19 protein-coding genes are annotated in these 18,338 nt (G+C 57.9%); 11 read left to right on the top strand and 8 right to left on the bottom strand.

Annotated elements, in window-relative coordinates; all coding sequences use genetic code 11:
* Positions 1-35 precede the first annotated feature (35 nt).
* From hda to C7H10_RS02980, 3 genes are read right to left on the bottom strand one after another with little or no spacing between them, the layout of a single operon-like run.
* The gene (gene hda / locus C7H10_RS02990; protein WP_061332686.1) at positions 36-734 is read right to left on the bottom strand and encodes a DnaA regulatory inactivator Hda; all 699 of its coding nucleotides are present in this window, start codon (positions 732-734) and stop codon (positions 36-38) included.
* Positions 731-1,291 carry a CDP-alcohol phosphatidyltransferase family protein gene (locus C7H10_RS02985; RefSeq protein ID WP_061332685.1) on the bottom strand — a complete coding sequence of 187 codons (561 nt, stop codon included), beginning with the start codon at positions 1,289-1,291 and terminating at the stop codon, positions 731-733. Before C7H10_RS02985 ends, hda begins: the two co-directional genes overlap by 4 nt.
* Before the next feature lie 20 nt (positions 1,292-1,311).
* Positions 1,312-2,613 carry a DUF2066 domain-containing protein gene (locus tag C7H10_RS02980; protein WP_244178166.1) on the bottom strand — a complete coding sequence of 434 codons (1,302 nt, stop codon included), beginning with the start codon at positions 2,611-2,613 and terminating at the stop codon, positions 1,312-1,314.
* Positions 2,614-2,804: 191 nt separating this feature from the next.
* Here C7H10_RS02980 and purM point away from each other — a divergent pair, with 191 nt between their 5' ends.
* The 3 genes from purM (at position 2,805) to C7H10_RS02965 (ending at position 5,350) form a co-directional block, all read left to right on the top strand.
* A complete protein-coding gene (purM, locus tag C7H10_RS02975) occupies positions 2,805-3,869 on the top strand; it encodes a phosphoribosylformylglycinamidine cyclo-ligase (RefSeq protein ID WP_106693703.1) in 1,065 nt (354 codons plus the stop codon).
* Positions 3,866-4,528 carry a phosphoribosylglycinamide formyltransferase gene (gene purN, locus C7H10_RS02970; protein WP_061332682.1) on the top strand — a complete coding sequence of 221 codons (663 nt, stop codon included), beginning with the start codon at positions 3,866-3,868 and terminating at the stop codon, positions 4,526-4,528. The genes purM and purN overlap by 4 nt, the downstream gene beginning before the upstream one ends.
* 72 nt (positions 4,529-4,600) lie before the next feature.
* Positions 4,601-5,350: a DUF3108 domain-containing protein gene (locus C7H10_RS02965; RefSeq protein ID WP_106693702.1), complete on the top strand. Its 750-nt coding sequence runs from the start codon at positions 4,601-4,603 to the stop codon at positions 5,348-5,350.
* 23 nt (positions 5,351-5,373) lie between these two features.
* Here C7H10_RS02965 and C7H10_RS02960 read toward each other — a convergent pair whose 3' ends face one another.
* From C7H10_RS02960 to apbC, 4 genes are all read right to left on the bottom strand, one after another.
* Positions 5,374-6,645, bottom strand: coding sequence for a valine--pyruvate transaminase (locus C7H10_RS02960; RefSeq protein ID WP_106693701.1), 1,272 nt, complete (start codon positions 6,643-6,645; stop codon positions 5,374-5,376).
* A gap of 65 nt (positions 6,646-6,710) precedes the next feature.
* The gene (locus C7H10_RS02955) at positions 6,711-7,310 is read right to left on the bottom strand and encodes a YjaG family protein (RefSeq protein WP_106693700.1); all 600 of its coding nucleotides are present in this window, start codon (positions 7,308-7,310) and stop codon (positions 6,711-6,713) included.
* Positions 7,307-7,873, bottom strand: a complete 567-nt coding sequence (dcd, locus tag C7H10_RS02950) for a dCTP deaminase (RefSeq protein ID WP_011784457.1) — start codon at positions 7,871-7,873, stop codon at positions 7,307-7,309. The genes C7H10_RS02955 and dcd overlap by 4 nt, the downstream gene beginning before the upstream one ends.
* Positions 7,874-8,173: 300 nt before the next feature.
* Positions 8,174-9,274: an iron-sulfur cluster carrier protein ApbC gene (apbC, locus tag C7H10_RS02945; RefSeq protein ID WP_058090324.1), complete on the bottom strand. Its 1,101-nt coding sequence runs from the start codon at positions 9,272-9,274 to the stop codon at positions 8,174-8,176.
* A gap of 180 nt (positions 9,275-9,454) precedes the next feature.
* On the opposite strand from apbC, the gene metG reads away from it, so the two are divergent.
* From metG to nth, 8 genes are read left to right on the top strand one after another with little or no spacing between them, the layout of a single operon-like run.
* Positions 9,455-11,491 carry a methionine--tRNA ligase gene (gene metG, locus C7H10_RS02940; RefSeq protein ID WP_106693699.1) on the top strand — a complete coding sequence of 679 codons (2,037 nt, stop codon included), beginning with the start codon at positions 9,455-9,457 and terminating at the stop codon, positions 11,489-11,491.
* Positions 11,492-11,515: 24 nt separating this feature from the next.
* Positions 11,516-12,097 carry an electron transport complex subunit RsxA gene (rsxA, locus tag C7H10_RS02935; RefSeq protein ID WP_058090326.1) on the top strand — a complete coding sequence of 194 codons (582 nt, stop codon included), beginning with the start codon at positions 11,516-11,518 and terminating at the stop codon, positions 12,095-12,097.
* Between the two features lie 15 nt (positions 12,098-12,112).
* The gene (gene rsxB / locus C7H10_RS02930) at positions 12,113-12,691 is read left to right on the top strand and encodes an electron transport complex subunit RsxB (protein WP_106693698.1); all 579 of its coding nucleotides are present in this window, start codon (positions 12,113-12,115) and stop codon (positions 12,689-12,691) included.
* The gene (rsxC, locus tag C7H10_RS02925) at positions 12,691-14,517 is read left to right on the top strand and encodes an electron transport complex subunit RsxC (RefSeq protein ID WP_106693697.1); all 1,827 of its coding nucleotides are present in this window, start codon (positions 12,691-12,693) and stop codon (positions 14,515-14,517) included. The genes rsxB and rsxC overlap by 1 nt, the downstream gene beginning before the upstream one ends.
* Before the next feature lie 21 nt (positions 14,518-14,538).
* Positions 14,539-15,591 carry an electron transport complex subunit RsxD gene (gene rsxD, locus C7H10_RS02920; protein ID WP_106693696.1) on the top strand — a complete coding sequence of 351 codons (1,053 nt, stop codon included), beginning with the start codon at positions 14,539-14,541 and terminating at the stop codon, positions 15,589-15,591.
* A 3-nt stretch (positions 15,592-15,594) separates the two neighbouring features.
* A complete protein-coding gene (rsxG, locus tag C7H10_RS02915; protein WP_106693695.1) occupies positions 15,595-16,296 on the top strand; it encodes an electron transport complex subunit RsxG in 702 nt (233 codons plus the stop codon).
* Between the two features lie 2 nt (positions 16,297-16,298).
* Positions 16,299-17,015, top strand: a complete 717-nt coding sequence (locus C7H10_RS02910) for an electron transport complex subunit E (RefSeq protein WP_106693694.1) — start codon at positions 16,299-16,301, stop codon at positions 17,013-17,015.
* A 20-nt stretch (positions 17,016-17,035) separates the two neighbouring features.
* Positions 17,036-17,674, top strand: coding sequence for an endonuclease III (nth, locus tag C7H10_RS02905; RefSeq protein ID WP_106693693.1), 639 nt, complete (start codon positions 17,036-17,038; stop codon positions 17,672-17,674).
* Between the two features lie 56 nt (positions 17,675-17,730).
* Here the strand turns inward: nth and C7H10_RS02900 are convergent, their stop codons facing one another.
* On the bottom strand, positions 17,731-18,306 hold the full coding sequence (locus tag C7H10_RS02900; protein ID WP_058090333.1) for a chalcone isomerase family protein: 576 nt from the start codon (positions 18,304-18,306) through the stop codon (positions 17,731-17,733).
* Positions 18,307-18,338 lie beyond the last annotated feature (32 nt).

The raw sequence follows: 18,338 nt of genomic DNA, 5'->3' as shown, positions 1-18,338 counted from the left end.
TCTCTCCAATGGCCTTTATGGTTATAAATCCGTCACTACCATCCCATTACCGACTTCACGAACGGAATGGTCAATCTCCGCTGGGCCTGCAGGGAGTTCTCATCCAGCGTGTCCAGAATCCCAAGCAGTTGACCAAGGCGGCGTGGAGCCCGGCGCATGATAAATCCGGCCACATCATCGCTCATCACCAGACCACGCTGCTCGGCCCTGGCCATCAAAATTCTTGACCGGTCTTCATCCCGGTAAACACCAAGCTGAACCAGCAAGCCGTGTGCCAGCCGGGAACCAAGGTCAGCGAGACCGAACGGCAACGCCGCCGGCACCTCCGACAGGGTCACCATCAACAGCCCCTGGCGGTCCAGAATCCGGTTGTACAGATGGAAAACGGCCTCCTCCCAGTGCGCATCGCCCGCAATCAGGTCAAGATCATCCAGGCAGACCACGTCATGCCCTTCCAATCCCGCAAGCGCCTCAGGCCCAAACGGCATCAACTCACCGATACTGATGCACACAGCGCTCTGGCCCCGCTGCTCGGCAAAATGACAGACCGCTTGCAACAAATGGCTTTTGCCGGTGTCGGAGTCGCCGCAGATCACCACAACAGGTGCTCCGGCCGGCTGCGTGCAAACTGCCTCCAGCCGGAGCGCCGCATCTCGATTGCGATCGCCATGGAAGTTATCAAACCGGGCGTCGTCACGGAGCTTCACCCCGAGAACCATCTGTGACGTGGTCATGAGCGTTTGGCTCTCCAGGCGCGCGCACCCCAAATCAGAATGTAATGGCAGCCGCTGAATATGGCCGACAAGGCAACCAGCAATATGCCAACGTCCATTACCCAGGGCTGCATTGGCAGGTCTGCCATCAGAATGATAATCGCCAACGCCACGAGAATCTGAATAAAGGTATTGATCTTGCCCGGAATACTCGGCTCCATCTCAAAACGGCCAACACCATAGTGATACATCAATGCACCGCCGACAATGACCAGATCGCGGCCAAGCACCAGTGCGAAGAGCCAAAGCGGAATAATTCCGGTGATGGTCAGCATCAGGTAAGCGGTGATCAGCAATGCCTTATCAGCCAGCGGATCGGCAATGGCCCCAAGCCGGGAACGCCAGTTAAACTGCCGTGCCAGAAAGCCGTCCAAAGCATCAGTTGCGGCAGCAAGAAAGAAAATCAACAGCGACTGGCGATAATTCCCCTCCAGCAATGCCCACGCGAACGGAATAATGAGCAGTATCCGCAGGAATGTCAGGGCATTGGGAATCCATCGCCAACGCTGCAAAGTCACGCGCAGACCTCCGCCGTCGCCTAGCTGCCGCCACCACGGACAACCGGAGCCGGCTGCCAGCGATAGTAAAGCACCTGATACAGGGATTCGAACGCCTGCTCGGCATCCTGTTCGTCGCCGTCATCGAGCGGCTGGTAAACGAACATGGCACCCTCCGGGTACTGGTCGCCGGCCTCGCCCGGTTCCTCAGCACCGTTCGGTTCGGCAACTGGCGCTACTGCGGTCGCACTGCGCGGTGCCGGTACGGTTTCCTCTGGCTGCCCGTCCATGACCACAAAGCGGGGATCAAGCGCAATGTACTCTTTCAGCTGGTCCAGTTCCCCTGTGAAGGTCACCTGAACGGTCATACGCTCATTACGCACCCGGGAAGCACCAACAGACACCACTGGCGTAAAGCTGTTCAGTGCTTTTCCGACATTGCCGTAGTCCGCTAAGGAATTGACGCCCTCAAGCACGATATCCACTCGCGGCGCCTCACCTACCTCGCCGGCAGCAACCGCGTAGCGGCTGGCATAGGCATCGGCCCAGCGACCAACAGCACGCCGTGCCAGTTCTTCCGGGTCTGCCGCGGTCACCGATTGCTCCGAGGCATCCATGCTCATACCGTCGAATACCCAGCCTGCGCGCCATTGACCACCAGAGCGACTAATACGCATCAATGCCAGGGCATCATGAGACAGATCCGACGATGCCTCCTTTATACGGCCCACAAACTGGCCCCAGAGATCCGACAGCAGCGCCCGGTCTCCCTGGACACTCTGCGGCGGGAAGGCCAGGGGTAAGCCGCGCTCTTCCGCTGCCGCCAGGAACGCCCTGCGCCAATCAGCAACGGCGCTGTCACCCTGTTCGCCATCATCCGCTGCTGCAGTCAGCAGCTTGCGTTCACCGCGGTCTTCAATAGCAGCCCAAACCAGTGTGAGTGGTCGATTTGCACCCCAGACCGGGGCATTAATTGAAGCCAGGGCGCGATTGACGCCAACCGCCCCAAAGCTCATCTGCAACCTGGACTCCCCACTCTCACGACGCACCTGGTAGGACAGCAGCAGGGATTCTGCATCTTTGAGCACATCGTTTATGCCCTCAAGTTGCAGTACGTCCCGCGTACCGGAAACCCTGACCATCACCCGCCGCAAACCCTCGGCATAACCTGCCTGGAGATCATTCGTGCCAGTACCGTCGACCGCTACCTCAATATTATACAATCCCGACACCGTGACTGCCGACGCAGTCCCGGCAAACAGCATTGACAATGCCCCGGCCATCACCAGCCACAGAGTCATTGCCCGGAAAGTCCGAACGTCATTTTTTTCCGTTCCAGTCATGTAACACCCTGCCGTTCCCATGATTGGCGCACAGGATACACCATCACCACAGGCGTGAGTAGCAAGGCCCCGTTGCAGGTTGGCAATGATGTACCCTGAATATTTGCACGCATTGCCGAATTCCGGTTGGAGCGCCCGTGCGCACCTGTTAAAATCCGCCGCCTGACCCACAGGCCAACGGTTACATTTCCATGAGCGAACAGAAGCCTTCCCTCACCTATCGCGATGCCGGCGTTGATATCGACGCAGGTAACGATCTGGTCAACCGCATCAAGAACACGGCAGCCCGTACCCGCCGCCCCGAAGTCCTCGGCGGGCTTGGCGGCTTCGGCGCCATGGTCTCCATCCCGGCCGGTTACCGGGAGCCGGTACTGGTCTCGGGCACCGACGGCGTTGGCACCAAACTGCGCCTGGCCATGCAACTCGAAAAGCACGACAGCATCGGCATTGATCTGGTCGCCATGTGCGTGAACGATTTGATCGTAGGCGGCGCAGAGCCCCTGTTTTTCCTGGATTATTACGCTACCGGCAAGCTGAACGTGGATATTGCCGCCCAGGTCGTGGACGGCATCGGCAAGGGCTGCGAGTTGTCCGGCTGTGCACTGGTGGGTGGCGAAACCGCCGAAATGCCGGGCATGTACGAAGGCGAAGACTATGACCTGGCCGGTTTCTGTGTGGGCATTGTAGAGCGTACTGAAGTCATCGATGGCAGCCGCACCCAGCCGGGTGATGTGATGCTGGCCCTGGGCTCCTCCGGCCCGCATTCCAACGGCTACTCACTGATTCGCAAGATCATTGAAGTCAGCGGTGCCGACCTGAGCCAGCCCATGGGCGACAGCACCCTGGCTGACGCTCTGATGGCGCCCACCCGCATTTACGTGAAGAACATACTGCAACTGATTCGTGAAGTGGACGTGCGGGCCCTGTCTCACATCACCGGCGGCGGCCTGCCTGAGAATATCCCCAGAGTGCTGCCGGCTGGCACAGTTGCCGCCATCGACACCCAGAGCTGGGAACTACCACCGGTATTCCAATGGCTGCAAAACTCCGGCGGTGTCGCCAGCGAGGAAATGTACCGCACCTTTAACTGCGGTATCGGCATGATTGTCTGCGTTCCTGCCGACCAGAAAGAGCTGGCCATGGATGCCCTGAATGCCATGGGCGAGAAAGTATGGCAGGTAGGCGTCATTGAAGCGGCCAGCTCAGCCGATGATGAGCCGAAAGTGCGCTACGCACCGGGACTACTCACAGCATGAAGGCTGATCCCGCGCCACTCCCGACCATCCTGGTACTGGCCTCCGGCAGCGGCACCAACCTGCAGGCGTTGATTGACGCCTCGCGGGACCGGGACTTCCCGGGCGACATTGTGGCCGTAGGCTGCAACAAACCCGGTGCCTTTGCCCTGGAACGGGCAGCCCAGGCGAATATCAAAACCTTTGTGATCAATCACAAGGACTATGGCAGCCGTGAGGAATTCGACGGCGCCCTGATGGCCGAGATCCGCCGCCACAACCCGGATCTGATTGTGCTGGCAGGCTTCATGCGGATTCTGACCGAAGACTTTGTTCGGGCCTTCCGCGGCAAGATGCTGAACATTCACCCGTCCCTGCTGCCAGCTTATACCGGCCTGAACACGCACCAGAGAGTACTGGAAGCTGGCGACAAAGTGCATGGCGTGTCCATCCACTTTGTGACGGAAGAACTGGACGGCGGGCCGGTGATTGCCCAGGCCGAGGTAGCCGTGCAGGAAAACGATACGCCTGACTCACTGGCGGAGCGGGTTCAGCAACAGGAGCACGTGCTATACCCGATCGTGGTTCGCTGGTTCTGTGAAGGCCGGATTCAACTGGCGAGTGACGGCGTGCTCTTTGATGGCGCCCCCCTGTCACAACCCATGCGCTTACCCGCCAGCTGAACAGATTGTCATCCCCCTCGGGCTTTTGAAAAGCTACACTGTCGCAAACACATACAGTGAAAGAGGCTCCGGATGAAGACACTCAGAGCGTCCTTGCGCATCGTTACCTGGCTGGCCGGACTCTGGTTCGGTTTGGCCTCGATAACGGTTGCCGCCGCCGATACTCAAGACACGACCCCAGCCCTCTTCCCCCACGAGGCCACCTACTCTGCGTCCATGTCAAAAGGCATCAGCCTCAGTGGCGCTGGCAAACGCAGCCTGACCGATCAGGGCAATAATGTGTGGCTGTATCGCACAGAGGTAAGGTCGTTTATTGCAGATATAGACGAATCGGTGGTCCTTCTCTGGGAAGATGACCGCGTGGTTCCGCTTCGCTACCGCTACAGCCTCAAAGGCCTGATGATTCGGAATCGGGAGCAGTCCATAGATTTCGACTGGCAGACAGGTATTGCAACAGGGAAATACCGAGGCAAATCCTTTGAACTGGAACTCCAGGACGGGGCGCTGGACCCACTGGGCTTCCAGCTACAGATGCACCAGGATCTAAAAGCCGGTGAACGGGATCTGACCTACAACATCATTGATAAAGGCCGTTATAACGAGGATCGTTTTGCGGTTGTTGACGACGACAGCTCCATCAACACCAATGGCCAGACAACGCAAACCCTGAAGGTGGAAAAGGTGCGAGGCGAGGATTCCAAGCGCCAGACGCTGATGTGGATAGATCCAAACCAGGGCCACCTGCTGCTCAGATTACTGCAGGTGGAGCCGGATGGCAGCGAATACGAGCTGAAGCTGAAAGACGCGACCATTCGGGACTGATTACCCGTCGAGCGGCTCCGGCCCTAGCGGCCGGATTCCGCCCAGACCACTTTGACCTCATCCGCGATAATCCTCAGCCCTTCTGCCACCTGCGCGTCGTCCTGAGAATAGGTTACGCGCAGGCATTCGTGACGGTGGCGCCAGTCATCTTCTGGCAAGCCCGGGAAGAAATAGTGGCCAGACACCACCAACACCCCTCTCTGCTTAAGCCGCTGATACAGCTCCAGGCTGGAAATCGGCAGATCAGGAAACCACAGCCACAGGAACATGGCGCCTTCTGGTTTGTGGATGTACCAGCGGCAACTGTCCTCACCCATGGCGTCACGAAACGCCTCCACAGCTCTTTTCATCTTGGCTTTATAGAACGGACAAACCACATCACGGCTCAGTGACAGGATCTCACCAGAGCGCACCAAAGGCTCGGCCAGCATGGCACCAAAACTTCCGGTCGCCAGGTTCATGATGGCGTTAATGCCAGACAACGCCTTGATAATCGGCTCCGCCGCAATCACGATACCCGTGCGAGCCGCCGGCAGACCCAGCTTGGACAAACTCAGGCACAGAATAATCTGCTCGTTCCAGGTGGGCTGGGCGTCCACAAACAGTAGGCTCGGGAAGGGTGTGCCGTAGGCGCCGTCGACAATCAACGGAATATCGTGCTGCCGGGCCAGGCCTTCGAGCCTTGCCAGCTCTTCATCAGTAATCACATTGCCGGTCGGGTTGGTGGGGCGGGATACGCAGATGGCGCCGGTTTCACCGGTCACTTCCACCGCATCAAAATCCACCCGATACTTGAACTCATGGGCGTCGGTGAAGGAAATGTCGGGCCTGACCGCCTGAAACAGACCGGGCTCGATACCAGCATCGGCATAGCCAATGTATTCCGGCGCCAGGGGCAGCAGGATGTGTTTACGGTGGCCATCGCCATAGTCGCCGCCAAACATGTTGAACAGCATGAAGAACGCCGCCTGGCTGCCATTGGTCAGGGCGATGTTCTCGGGCTTCAGCCCCCAGTTGTATTTCTTGTTCAGCAATTCCGCCAGCGAGGCGATAAACTGCTTCTCACCCTGGGGGGGATCATAAATCCCGACCAGCCGGCGCATCTGCCCCTCATCTGCCGCGATACCCGCCAGAATTTCCTGCACCCGCTCCTGAATCTCGGGAATATGCCCGGGATTACCGCCTCCCATCATGATCATCCCCTCACCGGAGGCCATGGCGTTACCCAGGTCATCCATCAGGGAGGTGATACCGGCGTCGGCGGTGAACTTACGACCAAAAGCAGAGAGTTTCATGGCGCTGATCCGTTCTACAGGCAATTCAATAGGTAGCTGATAAGTGTAGCGTGAGCCGGAGCGGCTCAGCTATCGAGGGAAATACCGAGATTGCTGACGCCGTCGTTGGCGGCATCCGCCTTGAGTTCGGCGATAAAGTCTTCCAGTGGCGTGCGCTGGCGCTTGAGGGCCAGCACGGTGTCGCGTTGGAAGATTTTATCTTCCTTGAGCAGCGGATGCTGTTCAAACAGGCGCACCAACTGGTCTTCATCCAGTTCTTCACCCTCGGACATTTCAACGAAGTCCATAATGGTCCTGGTGGCCAGCTGGGATGCGTCGGTTGCACGATGTTTGTTGGGGTTCAGGCGGTTGAGCAGTGCCTGTTCCAGCAACTGGCAAAAGTCGAAGGCCGGGTAAACACCGTAAGCGTCATAGTCGTCAACGTTGGGGCTCAGGCTCTCGAGCTTGGTGAGCAACTGGGGGATGGCCGCTTCGGTTGCCTCCTGCTGGAGTGTATCCCAGGCCAGGTCAAGCAGCTGGCGCATTTTGCCACCGCTTTTCATGCCAACGGCGTCAGCGAACAGGGCGTAGTTGGGGAAGGCCCGTTCGGCCAGAGCCAGCAGGAAGGCGCATTCGCGCCAGCCCTGCAGTTGTGAGACGGCTTTAAGAAACTGGTTGGCGTTCATGTCCTGGGCAGGGTCACGCCGGTCTGGCCAAGGTACTTGCCGCCCCGGTCTTTGTAGCTGGTTTCGCAGATTTCGTCGGATTCGAAGAACAGCATCTGGGCGACGCCTTCGTTGGCGTAGATTTTCGCTGGCAGGTTGGTGGTGTTGGAGAACTCCAGGGTTACCTGGCCTTCCCACTCTGGTTCCAGCGGGGTAACGTTGACGATGATGCCGCAGCGGGCGTAGGTGCTTTTGCCCAGGCAGATGGTGAGTACGCTTCTGGGGATGCGGAAGTATTCCACGGTGCGCGCCAGGGCGAAGCTGTTCGGCGGGATGATGCAGACGTCGCCGGTGTAGTTGACGAAGCTGTTTTCATCGAAGTTCTTTGGGTCTACGGTGGCGCTGTGGACGTTGGTGAAGATTTTGAATTCGTTGCTGCAGCGTACGTCGTAGCCGTAGCTTGAGGTGCCGTAGGAGATGACGCGGCCCTTTTCGCTTTCCCGAACTTGGCCGGCTTCGAAGGGTTCGATCATGCCGTGTTGTTCGGACATCCGGCGGATCCACTTGTCGGATTTGATGCTCATGGTGAATTCTCGTTTCCAGCTGGGAAAAATTGGGGCGTAGTTTACCTTGTACTTCAGTGACTGTCGAAGCCTCGGCGTTCGTGCTCGCTGTAGCCTGTGAGCTTGGAGTCAGAGGAAGTGAGGGGCGCTTTCCAAAAAACGCTACGAGCACATCCATGTGCGCTTCGCTCCGGCCATCCATGGCCTCCGAGATTTTTGGAAAGCGCCCCTCACTTCCTCTACGCAGACTGCTCAGGAATCGCCTTACGACAGGCCTGATTAATCAGACAGGCTTAGGGCAAGACTAACTGAACAGGCGGCTCAGTGTTCCGTTACAGAAACACTGGAGATAGTCCCACCAAGGTTCCGCTCCCGGGTAGACAGCTCCGCCCCTACCCTTCTGGCGATATCGAGGTACCGCCGGGCCACTTCGGAATCCGGTTCAGCCGCGACGGTCGGGGCGCCGCTGTCGGTTTGTTCGCGGATGGTCATGTGCAGGGGTAGCTGGCCCAGGAGGGTGGTTTCGTATTCTTCTGCGATGCGTTCGCCGCCGCCGTGGCCGAAGAGGGGTTCTTCGTGGCCGCAGTTGGAGCAGATGTGCACGCTCATATTTTCGACCACGCCCAGTACCGGGATGTCGACTTTGCGGAACATTTCGATGCCTTTTTTTCCGTCCAGCAGGGCGATGTCCTGGGGGGTGGTGACGATGACGGCGCCGGTGACCGGGACTTTCTGGGCCAGGGTGAGCTGGATGTCGCCGGTGCCGGGGGGCATGTCGATGATAAGGTAGTCGAGTTCATCCCACAGGGTTTGCTGGAGCAGCTGCATCACAGCGCCGCTGACCATGGGGCCGCGCCAGACCATGGGGGTTTTGTCGGTGGTGACGAAGGCCATGGAGTTGGCTTGCAGGCCGTGGGCCTGCATGGGGACGAAGTATTTGTTTTCTCGCACGTCCGGGCGTTTGCCTTCGGGTACGCCGAGCATCATGCCGATGCTGGGGCCGTAGATGTCGGCGTCGAGGATGCCAACCCGGGCGCCCTCGGCCTGCAGGGCCAGGGCGAGGTTGACGGCAGTGGTGGATTTGCCCACGCCGCCTTTGCCGGAGGCCACGGCGATGATGTTTTTCACGCCCGGCACGGCCGGGAGGTCTTTGTTGGTTTTGTAACTGTGGATCTTCTGGGCCACGTGAACTTCAGCGCTTTCCACGCCATCCACAAATTCCAGGGCATTGGCGACGATCTGTTTCAGGCCGCCGGCGATGCCCTTGGAGGGGTACGGCAATTCCACCATGAGGGTGACCTTGCCGTTGTCGTCAGCGGTCAGGTTTTTCACGGCACCCAGTGCGTACAGGTCCTTGTTGAGATAGGGGTCTCGGTATTCTTTGACGGCGGTTTCTAGGGCCTGTTGGGAAATCTGGGTCATCGGGGTCTCCGGAATAAGCTCATAAGCTTGAATGCAGGTGAAAAATGATGGCTTGGAAGGTATCATCTGTGCCCGTTTCTGACCATATGGGGTCTTTACCCGGAACAATCAATTGCGATTGTCACCGGAACCCCGTTTTTGTCTTTCCAACCCGACTCAACATAAGGTTCGGACATCACCATGACGCAAGCTAGCAAGCAACAGCGCGATATCCTGGTTACCAGCGCCCTGCCCTACGCCAATGGGCCCATTCATCTGGGGCACCTGCTGGAATACATTCAGACCGACATCTGGGTGCGCTATCAGAATATGCGTGGCCACAACTGCTACTACGTTTGCGCCGACGATGCCCATGGCACTGCCATCATGTTGCGGGCCGAGCGTGAGGGGATTACCCCGGAGCAACTGATTGACCGGATTCGCCAGGAGCATCAGGAAGACTTCTCTGGTTTCCATATCCGTTTCGATAATTACCATTCCACGCACTCGGAAGAGAACCAGTATTTCTCCGAGTACATCTACCGCCAGCTCAAAGACAATGATCATATTGCCACGCGCAAGATCACCCAGTTCTTTGATCCCGAAAAAGAGATGTTCCTGGCGGACCGGTTCATCAAAGGCACTTGCCCCAAGTGTAAGGCGGAAGATCAGTACGGCGATAACTGCGAAGCCTGTGGAGCCACCTACACGCCTGCCGAGCTGATTAATCCCCGTTCTGCGGTGTCGGGCGCTACGCCGGTTGAGAAGGAGTCTGAGCACTATTTCTTCAAGCTGCCGGAGTTCCACGATTTCCTGAGCAAGTGGACCCGCAGTGGAGCCCTGCAGCCGCAGGTGGCCAACAAGCTGGCCGAGTGGCTGGATGCGGGCCTGCAGGAGTGGGATATCAGCCGGGATGCGCCCTATTTCGGGTTCGAGATTCCGGATGCGCCCGGTAAGTACTTCTATGTCTGGCTGGACGCCCCCATCGGTTACCTCGCCAGCTTCAAGAACCTGTGTAACCGCGAAGGTATCGATTTCGAGCATTTCTGGAAGAAGGATTCCTCTGCTGAGGTGTACCACTTCATTGGCAAGGACATCATCAACTTCCACGCCCTTTTCTGGCCATCCATGTTGCACGATGCCGGTTTCCGCACGCCAACGGCGGTCTGGGCCCATGGTTTTGTCACGGTCAACGGCAAGAAGATGTCCAAATCCCGTGGCACCTTCATCATGGCGCGCACCTACCTGGACCATCTGGACCCGGAATACCTGCGCTACTACTTCGCCGCCAAGCTGACCGGTGGTGTGGATGACATGGACTTGAACCTGGAAGACTTCGCTGCCCGGGTGAACTCAGACCTGGTGGGCAAGGTGGTGAACATCGCCAGCCGCAGCGCCGGGTTCATCACCAAGCGCTTTGACGGCAAGCTGGGCAGGGTCACCGAACAGGACAAACTGAAAGAATTTATTGACGCCGGCGAGCAGATTGCCGAGTTCTACGAAACTCGCGAATTCGGCCGCGCCATGCGCCGGATTATGGAGTTGGCCGACATTGCCAACCAGTACGTGAACGACGAGCAGCCGTGGGTGATCGCCAAGCAGGAAGGGCAGGACGACAAGCTGCAGGCCATCTGTACCAACGCCATCAACATGTTCCGCCTGCTGATCACGTATCTGGCACCAGTACTGCCCAAGATGGCCCAGGCCTCCGAATCGTTCCTGAATGACCGGCTGAACTGGAATCGCCGCCATGAACTTCTGGAAGATCATGGTATCGACAAGTTCAAGCCCCTGATGAACCGGGTCGACATGGTGCAGATCGAGAAAATGCTGGATGCCTCGAAAGACGAGCTGCCAGCGGCCCAGGGTCATGCAAAAAAAGACGCTCCGCGGGAGTTGGAGCCGGTTGCCGATGAAATCGAGTTCCCGGATTTCGCTAAAGTGGATCTTCGCGTGGCGAAAATTGTCAAAGCCGAACATGTTGAAGGCGCCGACAAGCTTCTTCGCCTGACTCTTGATGTGGGGCATGGCGAGCGCAATGTGTTTGCTGGTATCAAATCCGCTTACAAACCGGAAGACCTGGAAGGCCGTATGACCGTGATGGTGGCCAACCTGAAACCCCGGAAGATGAAGTTTGGCATGTCAGAAGGGATGGTCCTGGCAGCAGGCCCCGGTGGCAAAGAGATTTTCATTCTGTCGCCCGATTCCGGTGCCACTCCCGGCATGCGGGTCATGTAAGCAGCAACAGGCAGAGACACTCCGATGACAGAGTATTTGCTGATACTGGTCAGTACCATCCTGGTAAACAACTTTGTTCTGGTGCAGTTCCTGGGGCTGTGTCCGTTCATGGGGGTTTCCGGCAAGCTGGAGACCGCCATGGGTATGTCCCTGGCCACCACGTTTGTGCTGACACTGGCATCGGTGTGCAGTTACCTGGCTTATACCTATTTGCTGGAACCCCTTGATCTGGCGTTCCTGAGAACGATCACCTTTATTCTGGTGATTGCCGTGGTGGTTCAGTTCACCGAAATGGTGGTTCGCAAGACCAGCCCCCTGCTTTACCGTGTGCTGGGCATTTTCCTTCCGCTGATCACCACCAACTGCGCGGTACTGGGTGTTGCCTTGTTGAACATCAACAAGAACAACAACTTTGTTGAATCCGTTTTGTACGGCTTCGGTGCTGCCGCGGGCTTCTCGCTGGTGCTGGTACTGTTTGCAGCCATGCGGGAGAGGATTGCCGTGTCTGATGTACCAGTAGCCTTCCGGGGCGCGTCTATCGGCTTGATCACCGCAGGCTTGATGGCACTGGCATTCCTGGGTTTCACTGGCCTGGTTGCGGTCTGACGGAGCGGTTGATTTATGTGGACAAGTTTCCTGATTGCCGTTGTGGTGTTGCTTGCCCTGGCCCTGGTGTTCGGCGGGTTACTGGGCTTTGCTTCCGAGCGCTTTAAGGTCGAGGGCAACCCACTGGTTGAACAGATAGATGCCCTGCTGCCTCAAACTCAATGCGGCCAATGCGGTTTTCCCGGCTGCCGCCCCTACGCCGAAGCCATTGCCAACGGCGACGCGATCAACAAGTGCCCACCCGGTGGCGAAACCACCATCAAGGCCCTGGCCGATCTGCTGGATGTGGAACCCCAACCGCTGGACGCCGAACATGGTGTGGCTCAGGCCAAGCGGGTCGCGGTTATTCGAGAAGATGAATGCATTGGCTGCACCAAATGCATTCAGGCTTGCCCGGTGGATGCCATCCTAGGTTCCGCAAAACACATGCACACGGTTATTGAGAGCGAATGTACCGGCTGTGACCTGTGCGTGGAGCCCTGCCCGGTAGACTGTATTGACATGGTCACCATTGAACCGGACATCCGAAGCTGGACCTGGTCTCCTCCGGAACCAACCCTTATTGCTACTGATCGCCAGGGAGCCCTAGCCTGATGACGCAACTATGGGATTTTTCCGGCGGCGTTCATCCGTCTGAAAACAAACATCAGTCTACCGGCCGCCCCATTCGCAGGGCCGGCATACCCGAGCGGCTGGTACTGCCGCTACAACAGCACATCGGTGAGCCGGCTGAAGTCATTGTTGAGGTTGGCGAGCGTGTACTCAAGGGCCAAAAGATTGCGGATGTCACTACGGGCATGGGCGTGCCGGTGCATGCGTCTACATCTGGCGTTATCGAAGCCATTGAACTGCGACCGGTTCCGCACCCTTCTGGCATGTCTGACTGGTGCGTGGTGCTGAAACCCGATGGCGAAGACCAGTGGTGCCAACTTGAGCCCATCGGCGATTATCACAAACTGGATCGGGAGGCGGTGCTGGACCTGATCCGGGAAGCCGGTATTGCCGGTATGGGCGGCGCGGGCTTCCCTACCGACATCAAACTGCGCCCTCCCCGGGATCGTAAAGTCGAAACCCTGATTCTCAATGGTGCCGAATGCGAGCCTTACATCACCGCCGATGACATGACAATGCGCGAACACGCGGCAGAAGTGGTCAATGGTCTGAAGGTCATGGCCTGGATTCTTCGGCCGTCCCGTTGCGTGGTTGGTATTGAAGACAACAAGCCTGAGGCCATTGCCGCCATGCGGAAAGCGGTCCAGGGCACCCAGATTGAAATTGCGGTGATTCCCACCAAATATCCATCCGGCGGGGAAAAACAGCTGGTCCAGATTCTGACTGGCCTGGAAGTGCCCAGTGGCGGCATTCCCGCTGATATCGGCGTGATGTGCCAGAACGTCGGCACCGCAATGGCGGTGTCCCGGGCTGTTTTCGAAGGCAAGCCGTTGATATCCCGCATTGTCACGGTTACCGGCAAGGCGGTTCGTGAGCCGGGCAACTTCGAAATACTGGTCGGGACGCCGGCCAGTTACCTGCTTGAGAGCGGCGGGTTACAGAAGAGCCAACTGAACCGGCTGGTGCTTGGCGGGCCCATGATGGGCTACACCCTCACCACAGACACCATACCGCTGGTTAAAACATCCAACTGCATCATTGCCGCCACCGCTGACGAATTACCGGCACCGCCACCGGAACAGCCCTGTATTCGCTGCAGCCAGTGTGCCGAGGCCTGCCCGATGGAACTGCTGCCCCAGCAACTGTTCTGGTACTCGAAGGCCTCTGAATTCGAGAAAGCGGAACACCTGAACCTGTTTGATTGTATCGAGTGTGGCGCCTGCTCCTACGTCTGCCCAAGCTCCATTCCCCTCGTCCAGTACTATCGCTACGCCAAGGATGAGATCCGCAAGCAGCGTGCGGAGCAGCTGAAATCCGACCACGCCCGCGAGCGCTTTGAAGCCCGCCAGGCCCGGTTGGAGCGGGAACAGCAGGAGAAAGAGCTGCGGCGCAAGGAACGGGCAAAGGCGGCTGCCGAAGCCCAGGCCCAGAAACAGACCGAAGCGGAACAGTCGGTCGCCCAGGGAGAAGCCACCGATGAGCGCGCGGCCAAAGCGGCGCTGGTGCAACAGGCCCTTGAGCGCAAGAAAGCCAAGGCCGCCCAGACAGCGGAACCGGCGCCGGCAGCTGCGCCCGCCGTTGAACAGCCCGATATTGAAACACTGGAAAAGCAGCTGATGCAGGCCGAAACCAAACTCAGCACCATGCAGGGCATGCTGGAGGAAGCCAGGGCCCAGCAGGCCGACAACGTGGAGAAGCTGGAACGGGCAGTAGCCAAGAATCACGACCGGGTGGAACGGGCCCGTGAGGCCCTGGCCGAGGCCCGGGGCCAGATGGCCGACAACACCTCGGATGCGTCCTCTGAGTAACCCATTGCAGGCTTATCGTTTATGGCATTAGTTCAACAGTCATCACCCCATGCCCGAAATGCCCGGCCGACATCCCGGGTTATGCTCTGGGTTATTCTGGCAGCCATACCCGGCCTGATCGCCCAGACCCTGTTCTTCGGCTGGGGCAACCTGATCAATGTGGTCTGGTGTATCGCACTGGCCCTGGCGTCAGAAGCGGCGATCCTGAAATTGCGCAGCAAGCCTGTTTCATTTTTCCTGAAAGACAATACCGCCGCGGTAACCGGTCTGCTGCTCGGCTTGTCGCTGCCACAGTTCGCACCCTGGTGGGTTTCCGCCATCGCGGTGATTTCCGCCATTGTCGTGGCTAAACAGCTATACGGCGGGCTTGGGTCGAACCCATTCAATCCGGCCATGGTGGGCTATGCCCTGGCACTCATTTCCTTCCCGGTGGCAATGACCACCAACTGGGCTCAGGCGGCAACCCTATGGGGTGGCGCACCGGGTGTTGGTGAAACCCTGGCCACTATCTTCTCCGCCAGCCAGACCACCATCGATGCCTGGACCATGGCGACGCCACTGGACGAATACAAACACAAGATCGCCACCCACACCGCCGCCGAAGTGCTGCAGCACCCAACCTTTGGCGACCTGGTTGCCCGTGGCTGGGAATGGGTCAACCTGGCCTTTCTGGCTGGCGGCCTGTTACTGATCTGGCTCCGAATCATCACCTGGCATATACCCGTCGCTTTCCTGGCCGCCATCGTTGTGATGAGTCTGGCATTCGGTAGCAATGCCGATCTGTATGCACCGTTGCAACTTCACTTACTGGCCGGCGGCACCATGCTGGGCGCGTTCTTTATCGCCACCGATCCGGTATCCGCCGCCACCAGTCATCAGGGCAAGCTGATCTATGGCGCCGGCATTGGCGTGCTGGTTTATCTGATTCGAACCTGGGGCAATTACCCCGATGCAATAGCATTCAGTGTGCTGCTGATGAATTTCGCGGTGCCGTTTATCGACCACTACACCCCGCCCAGAACCTACGGTCATCACAAGGCCAAGCGTGGCGTGCCCAGCAAGAGTGGAGGTTAAGCGATGAATGCCATTACGACCTCTATCCGTCGCAGTGCCATCGGCCTCGGGCTGTTTGCCGTCATCACGGGTGGCACCATTGCCCTGACCCAGGGCATCACCAAAGACCGCATTCAGGAACAGGCCGAGCGGGCCGAAGCGCGCGCCCTGTTTGAGATTATCCCCGAACACCAGCACGACAACGATATGCTGCGCGATGTCATCACTCTGCCCGCCAATGCTCGCCAACCGGGCAGTGAACCGGTCAAAGCCTGGGTGGCCCGGCGCAATGGCCAGCCAATTGGCATGATCCTGCCAGCCGTTGCTCCGGATGGTTATTCCGGCGAAATCCGATTGCTGGTAGGCATTGATCTGGACGGCCGCATACTGGGTGTGCGGGTCACTAACCACCGGGAAACCCCGGGGCTCGGAGACCGTATTGAAACCCGGAAATCCGACTGGGTGTACAGTTTTGATGGTCGCTCGCTGGGCAGTCCGCCCGCCGAGCAGTGGAACGTAAAAAAGAACGGTGGTGTGTTTGACCAGTTTACCGGTGCCACCATCACCCCCCGGGCGGTGGTCAAAGCCGTACAGCATTCGCTGGTCTACTTCCGCCAGAACCGGGATATTATCCGGGAGCGGCTGAACGAACCACCCGCGCCCAGAAACCGAACCCTGACTCCGGAAGCCATTGCCGGTGAATCCACTCCTGCGGAGCATTCCTGATCATGGCCACTAAATCATCCGCTGAAATCATCAGAGACGGCCTGTGGACCAATAACCCTGCCCTGGTTCAGGTGCTCGGCTTATGCCCGCTGCTGGCCGTAACCAGCACCGTGGTGAATGCCATTGGCCTCGGTATCGCCACGCTGATGGTACTGATTGGCTCCAACCTGTCGGTCTCCATCATCCGTAACTTCGTCAACGAATCCGTCCGCCTTCCGGCGTTTGTGATGATCATTGCATCGTTTGTAACCTGTGCCGAATTGCTGATGCAGGCCTTCACCTACGAGCTTTACCAGATTCTTGGCATTTTCATTCCGCTGATCGTGACCAACTGCGCGATTCTGGGCCGTGCCGATGCCTTTGCATCCAAGAACCCGCCGCTACCGGCCCTGCTGGACGGCGCGATGATGGGCCTCGGCTTTCTGGCGGTGCTGGTGGTACTGGGTGGAATGCGGGAACTCGTTGGCCAGGGCACCCTGTTCGCAGACATGCATCTTTTGCTGGGCCCCATGGCGAGTGATTGGGTGATCCGGCCCTTTGAACACTACCCGGATATGCTGTTTATGGTACTGCCGCCGGGGGCTTTCGTTGGTCTCGGCTTGCTGATTGCACTCAAGAACGGCATTGACCACCAGATCAAAGAGCGCCGGAAGGCGGCAGAGCCCGCAAGCACCAGCGTAGGCAGTAAACGGGTACGGGTAACCGGCACCATTTCCTGAACAATGAATTTTGAGCCACGATGAACAAACAGAAGCGCATTGAGATTTTCACCCGGCTACGGGACGAAAACCCCAATCCCACGACAGAGCTGAACTACAGTACGCCGTTTGAGCTGCTGATTGCCGTGATTCTGTCTGCTCAGGCAACGGACGTAGGGGTGAACAAGGCCACCGATAAACTGTATCCCGTAGCCAACACACCCGAGGCCATCTACGCCTTGGGCGTGGACGGCCTGAAGGACTATATAAAAACCATCGGCCTGTTTAACAGTAAAGCCGAGAATGTCATCAAAACCTGCAAGATTCTGATGGAGCAGCACAACAGTCAGGTACCGGACAACCGTGAGGCCCTGGAAGCCCTGCCCGGCGTTGGTCGTAAAACCGCCAACGTGGTTTTGAATACAGCATTCCGACAGCCTGCAATGGCGGTTGATACCCATATTTTCCGGGTTTCCAACCGCACCGGTATTGCGCCGGGCAAAAATGTGGTCGAAGTTGAGAAACGACTGATGAGGCTGGTGCCTAAAGAGTTTCTGATGGATGCCCACCATTGGCTGATTCTGCATGGCCGATACACCTGTACCGCCCGCAAGCCCAAGTGTGGGGCCTGTCTGATTGAAGATCTTTGCGAATTCAAGCACAAACGGGACTACCAGTAATCCAACATTAAAAAAGCCGGCAAATGCCGGCTTTTTTTGTAGGCAAACAGGTTGCTTCAGCGTTTGCCCAGCATCTTCTCTTTCAGGTCTTTCTGAGCCGGCTTGTCAGACAGCCAGATACCAAACAAGGCTTTCTTGAACTCCAGGTCGCCCACGGTGTCGCGCTGTTCACCGTTTTTAAGCACCTGAACGCCCTGCTCCGGCACATAGACCAGATCGAAGACATCGCCTTCTTTGATCTCTTCCTGGAATACCGCCATGAACTGGTCTACCTCAGCTTGAATACCAGACAGGTCACCACCGGTGGACGCTTGGAATCCCTCCATAGTGGCTTCCGTCATGCGCTCGCTGGTGATCATGCCAGAGGTGATATGCAGGGTAATGGCCTGGGGCTCATCGGCATCAATAACCGCTTCAGCATCGGCCACTTTCTCCGGTACATAAAGGCCACCAACGTACAGATTCATAAACCACTTGGAGCGAGTTCCTGCGCCATTAAGCTGCAACTCCTGCCCCATGGCAGAATAGGTGTCCGGCACATCGACACCGCCAACATTCAGGGCATAAGCCGGTGCAGCCAAAGCGCCTGTCAGCAGCAGAGATGCGAAACCTGTGATAAGCGTCTTCTTCATAGTCCTTTCCTTTCGATCATTATTATTGAATG

Source organism: Marinobacter shengliensis (assembly GCF_003007715.1).
GTDB classification, from domain to species: domain Bacteria; phylum Pseudomonadota; class Gammaproteobacteria; order Pseudomonadales; family Oleiphilaceae; genus Marinobacter; species Marinobacter shengliensis.
This window is presented reverse-complemented; position numbering and strand designations above follow the sequence as displayed.

Bases quoted from the DNA above. Each gene is read 5' to 3' on its own strand.
- C7H10_RS02960 (WP_106693701.1), bottom strand. From the start codon at position 6,645: ATGAAACTCTCTGCTTTTGGTCGTAAGTTCACCGCCGACGCCGGTATC.
- C7H10_RS02955 (WP_106693700.1), bottom strand. From the start codon at position 7,310: ATGAACGCCAACCAGTTTCTTAAAGCCGTCTCACAACTGCAGGGCTGG.
- rsxB (WP_106693698.1), top strand. From the start codon at position 12,113: ATGTGGACAAGTTTCCTGATTGCCGTTGTGGTGTTGCTTGCCCTGGCC.
- dcd (WP_011784457.1), bottom strand. From the start codon at position 7,873: ATGAGCATCAAATCCGACAAGTGGATCCGCCGGATGTCCGAACAACAC.
- rsxG (WP_106693695.1), top strand. From the start codon at position 15,595: ATGAATGCCATTACGACCTCTATCCGTCGCAGTGCCATCGGCCTCGGG.
- metG (WP_106693699.1), top strand. From the start codon at position 9,455: ATGACGCAAGCTAGCAAGCAACAGCGCGATATCCTGGTTACCAGCGCC.
- C7H10_RS02980 (WP_244178166.1), bottom strand. From the start codon at position 2,613: ATGACTGGAACGGAAAAAAATGACGTTCGGACTTTCCGGGCAATGACT.
- purN (WP_061332682.1), top strand. From the start codon at position 3,866: ATGAAGGCTGATCCCGCGCCACTCCCGACCATCCTGGTACTGGCCTCC.
- C7H10_RS02900 (WP_058090333.1), bottom strand. From the start codon at position 18,306: ATGAAGAAGACGCTTATCACAGGTTTCGCATCTCTGCTGCTGACAGGC.
- purM (WP_106693703.1), top strand. From the start codon at position 2,805: ATGAGCGAACAGAAGCCTTCCCTCACCTATCGCGATGCCGGCGTTGAT.
- rsxC (WP_106693697.1), top strand. From the start codon at position 12,691: ATGACGCAACTATGGGATTTTTCCGGCGGCGTTCATCCGTCTGAAAAC.
- rsxD (WP_106693696.1), top strand. From the start codon at position 14,539: ATGGCATTAGTTCAACAGTCATCACCCCATGCCCGAAATGCCCGGCCG.
- hda (WP_061332686.1), bottom strand. From the start codon at position 734: ATGACCACGTCACAGATGGTTCTCGGGGTGAAGCTCCGTGACGACGCC.
- C7H10_RS02965 (WP_106693702.1), top strand. From the start codon at position 4,601: ATGAAGACACTCAGAGCGTCCTTGCGCATCGTTACCTGGCTGGCCGGA.
- nth (WP_106693693.1), top strand. From the start codon at position 17,036: ATGAACAAACAGAAGCGCATTGAGATTTTCACCCGGCTACGGGACGAA.
- C7H10_RS02910 (WP_106693694.1), top strand. From the start codon at position 16,299: ATGGCCACTAAATCATCCGCTGAAATCATCAGAGACGGCCTGTGGACC.
- apbC (WP_058090324.1), bottom strand. From the start codon at position 9,274: ATGACCCAGATTTCCCAACAGGCCCTAGAAACCGCCGTCAAAGAATAC.
- rsxA (WP_058090326.1), top strand. From the start codon at position 11,516: ATGACAGAGTATTTGCTGATACTGGTCAGTACCATCCTGGTAAACAAC.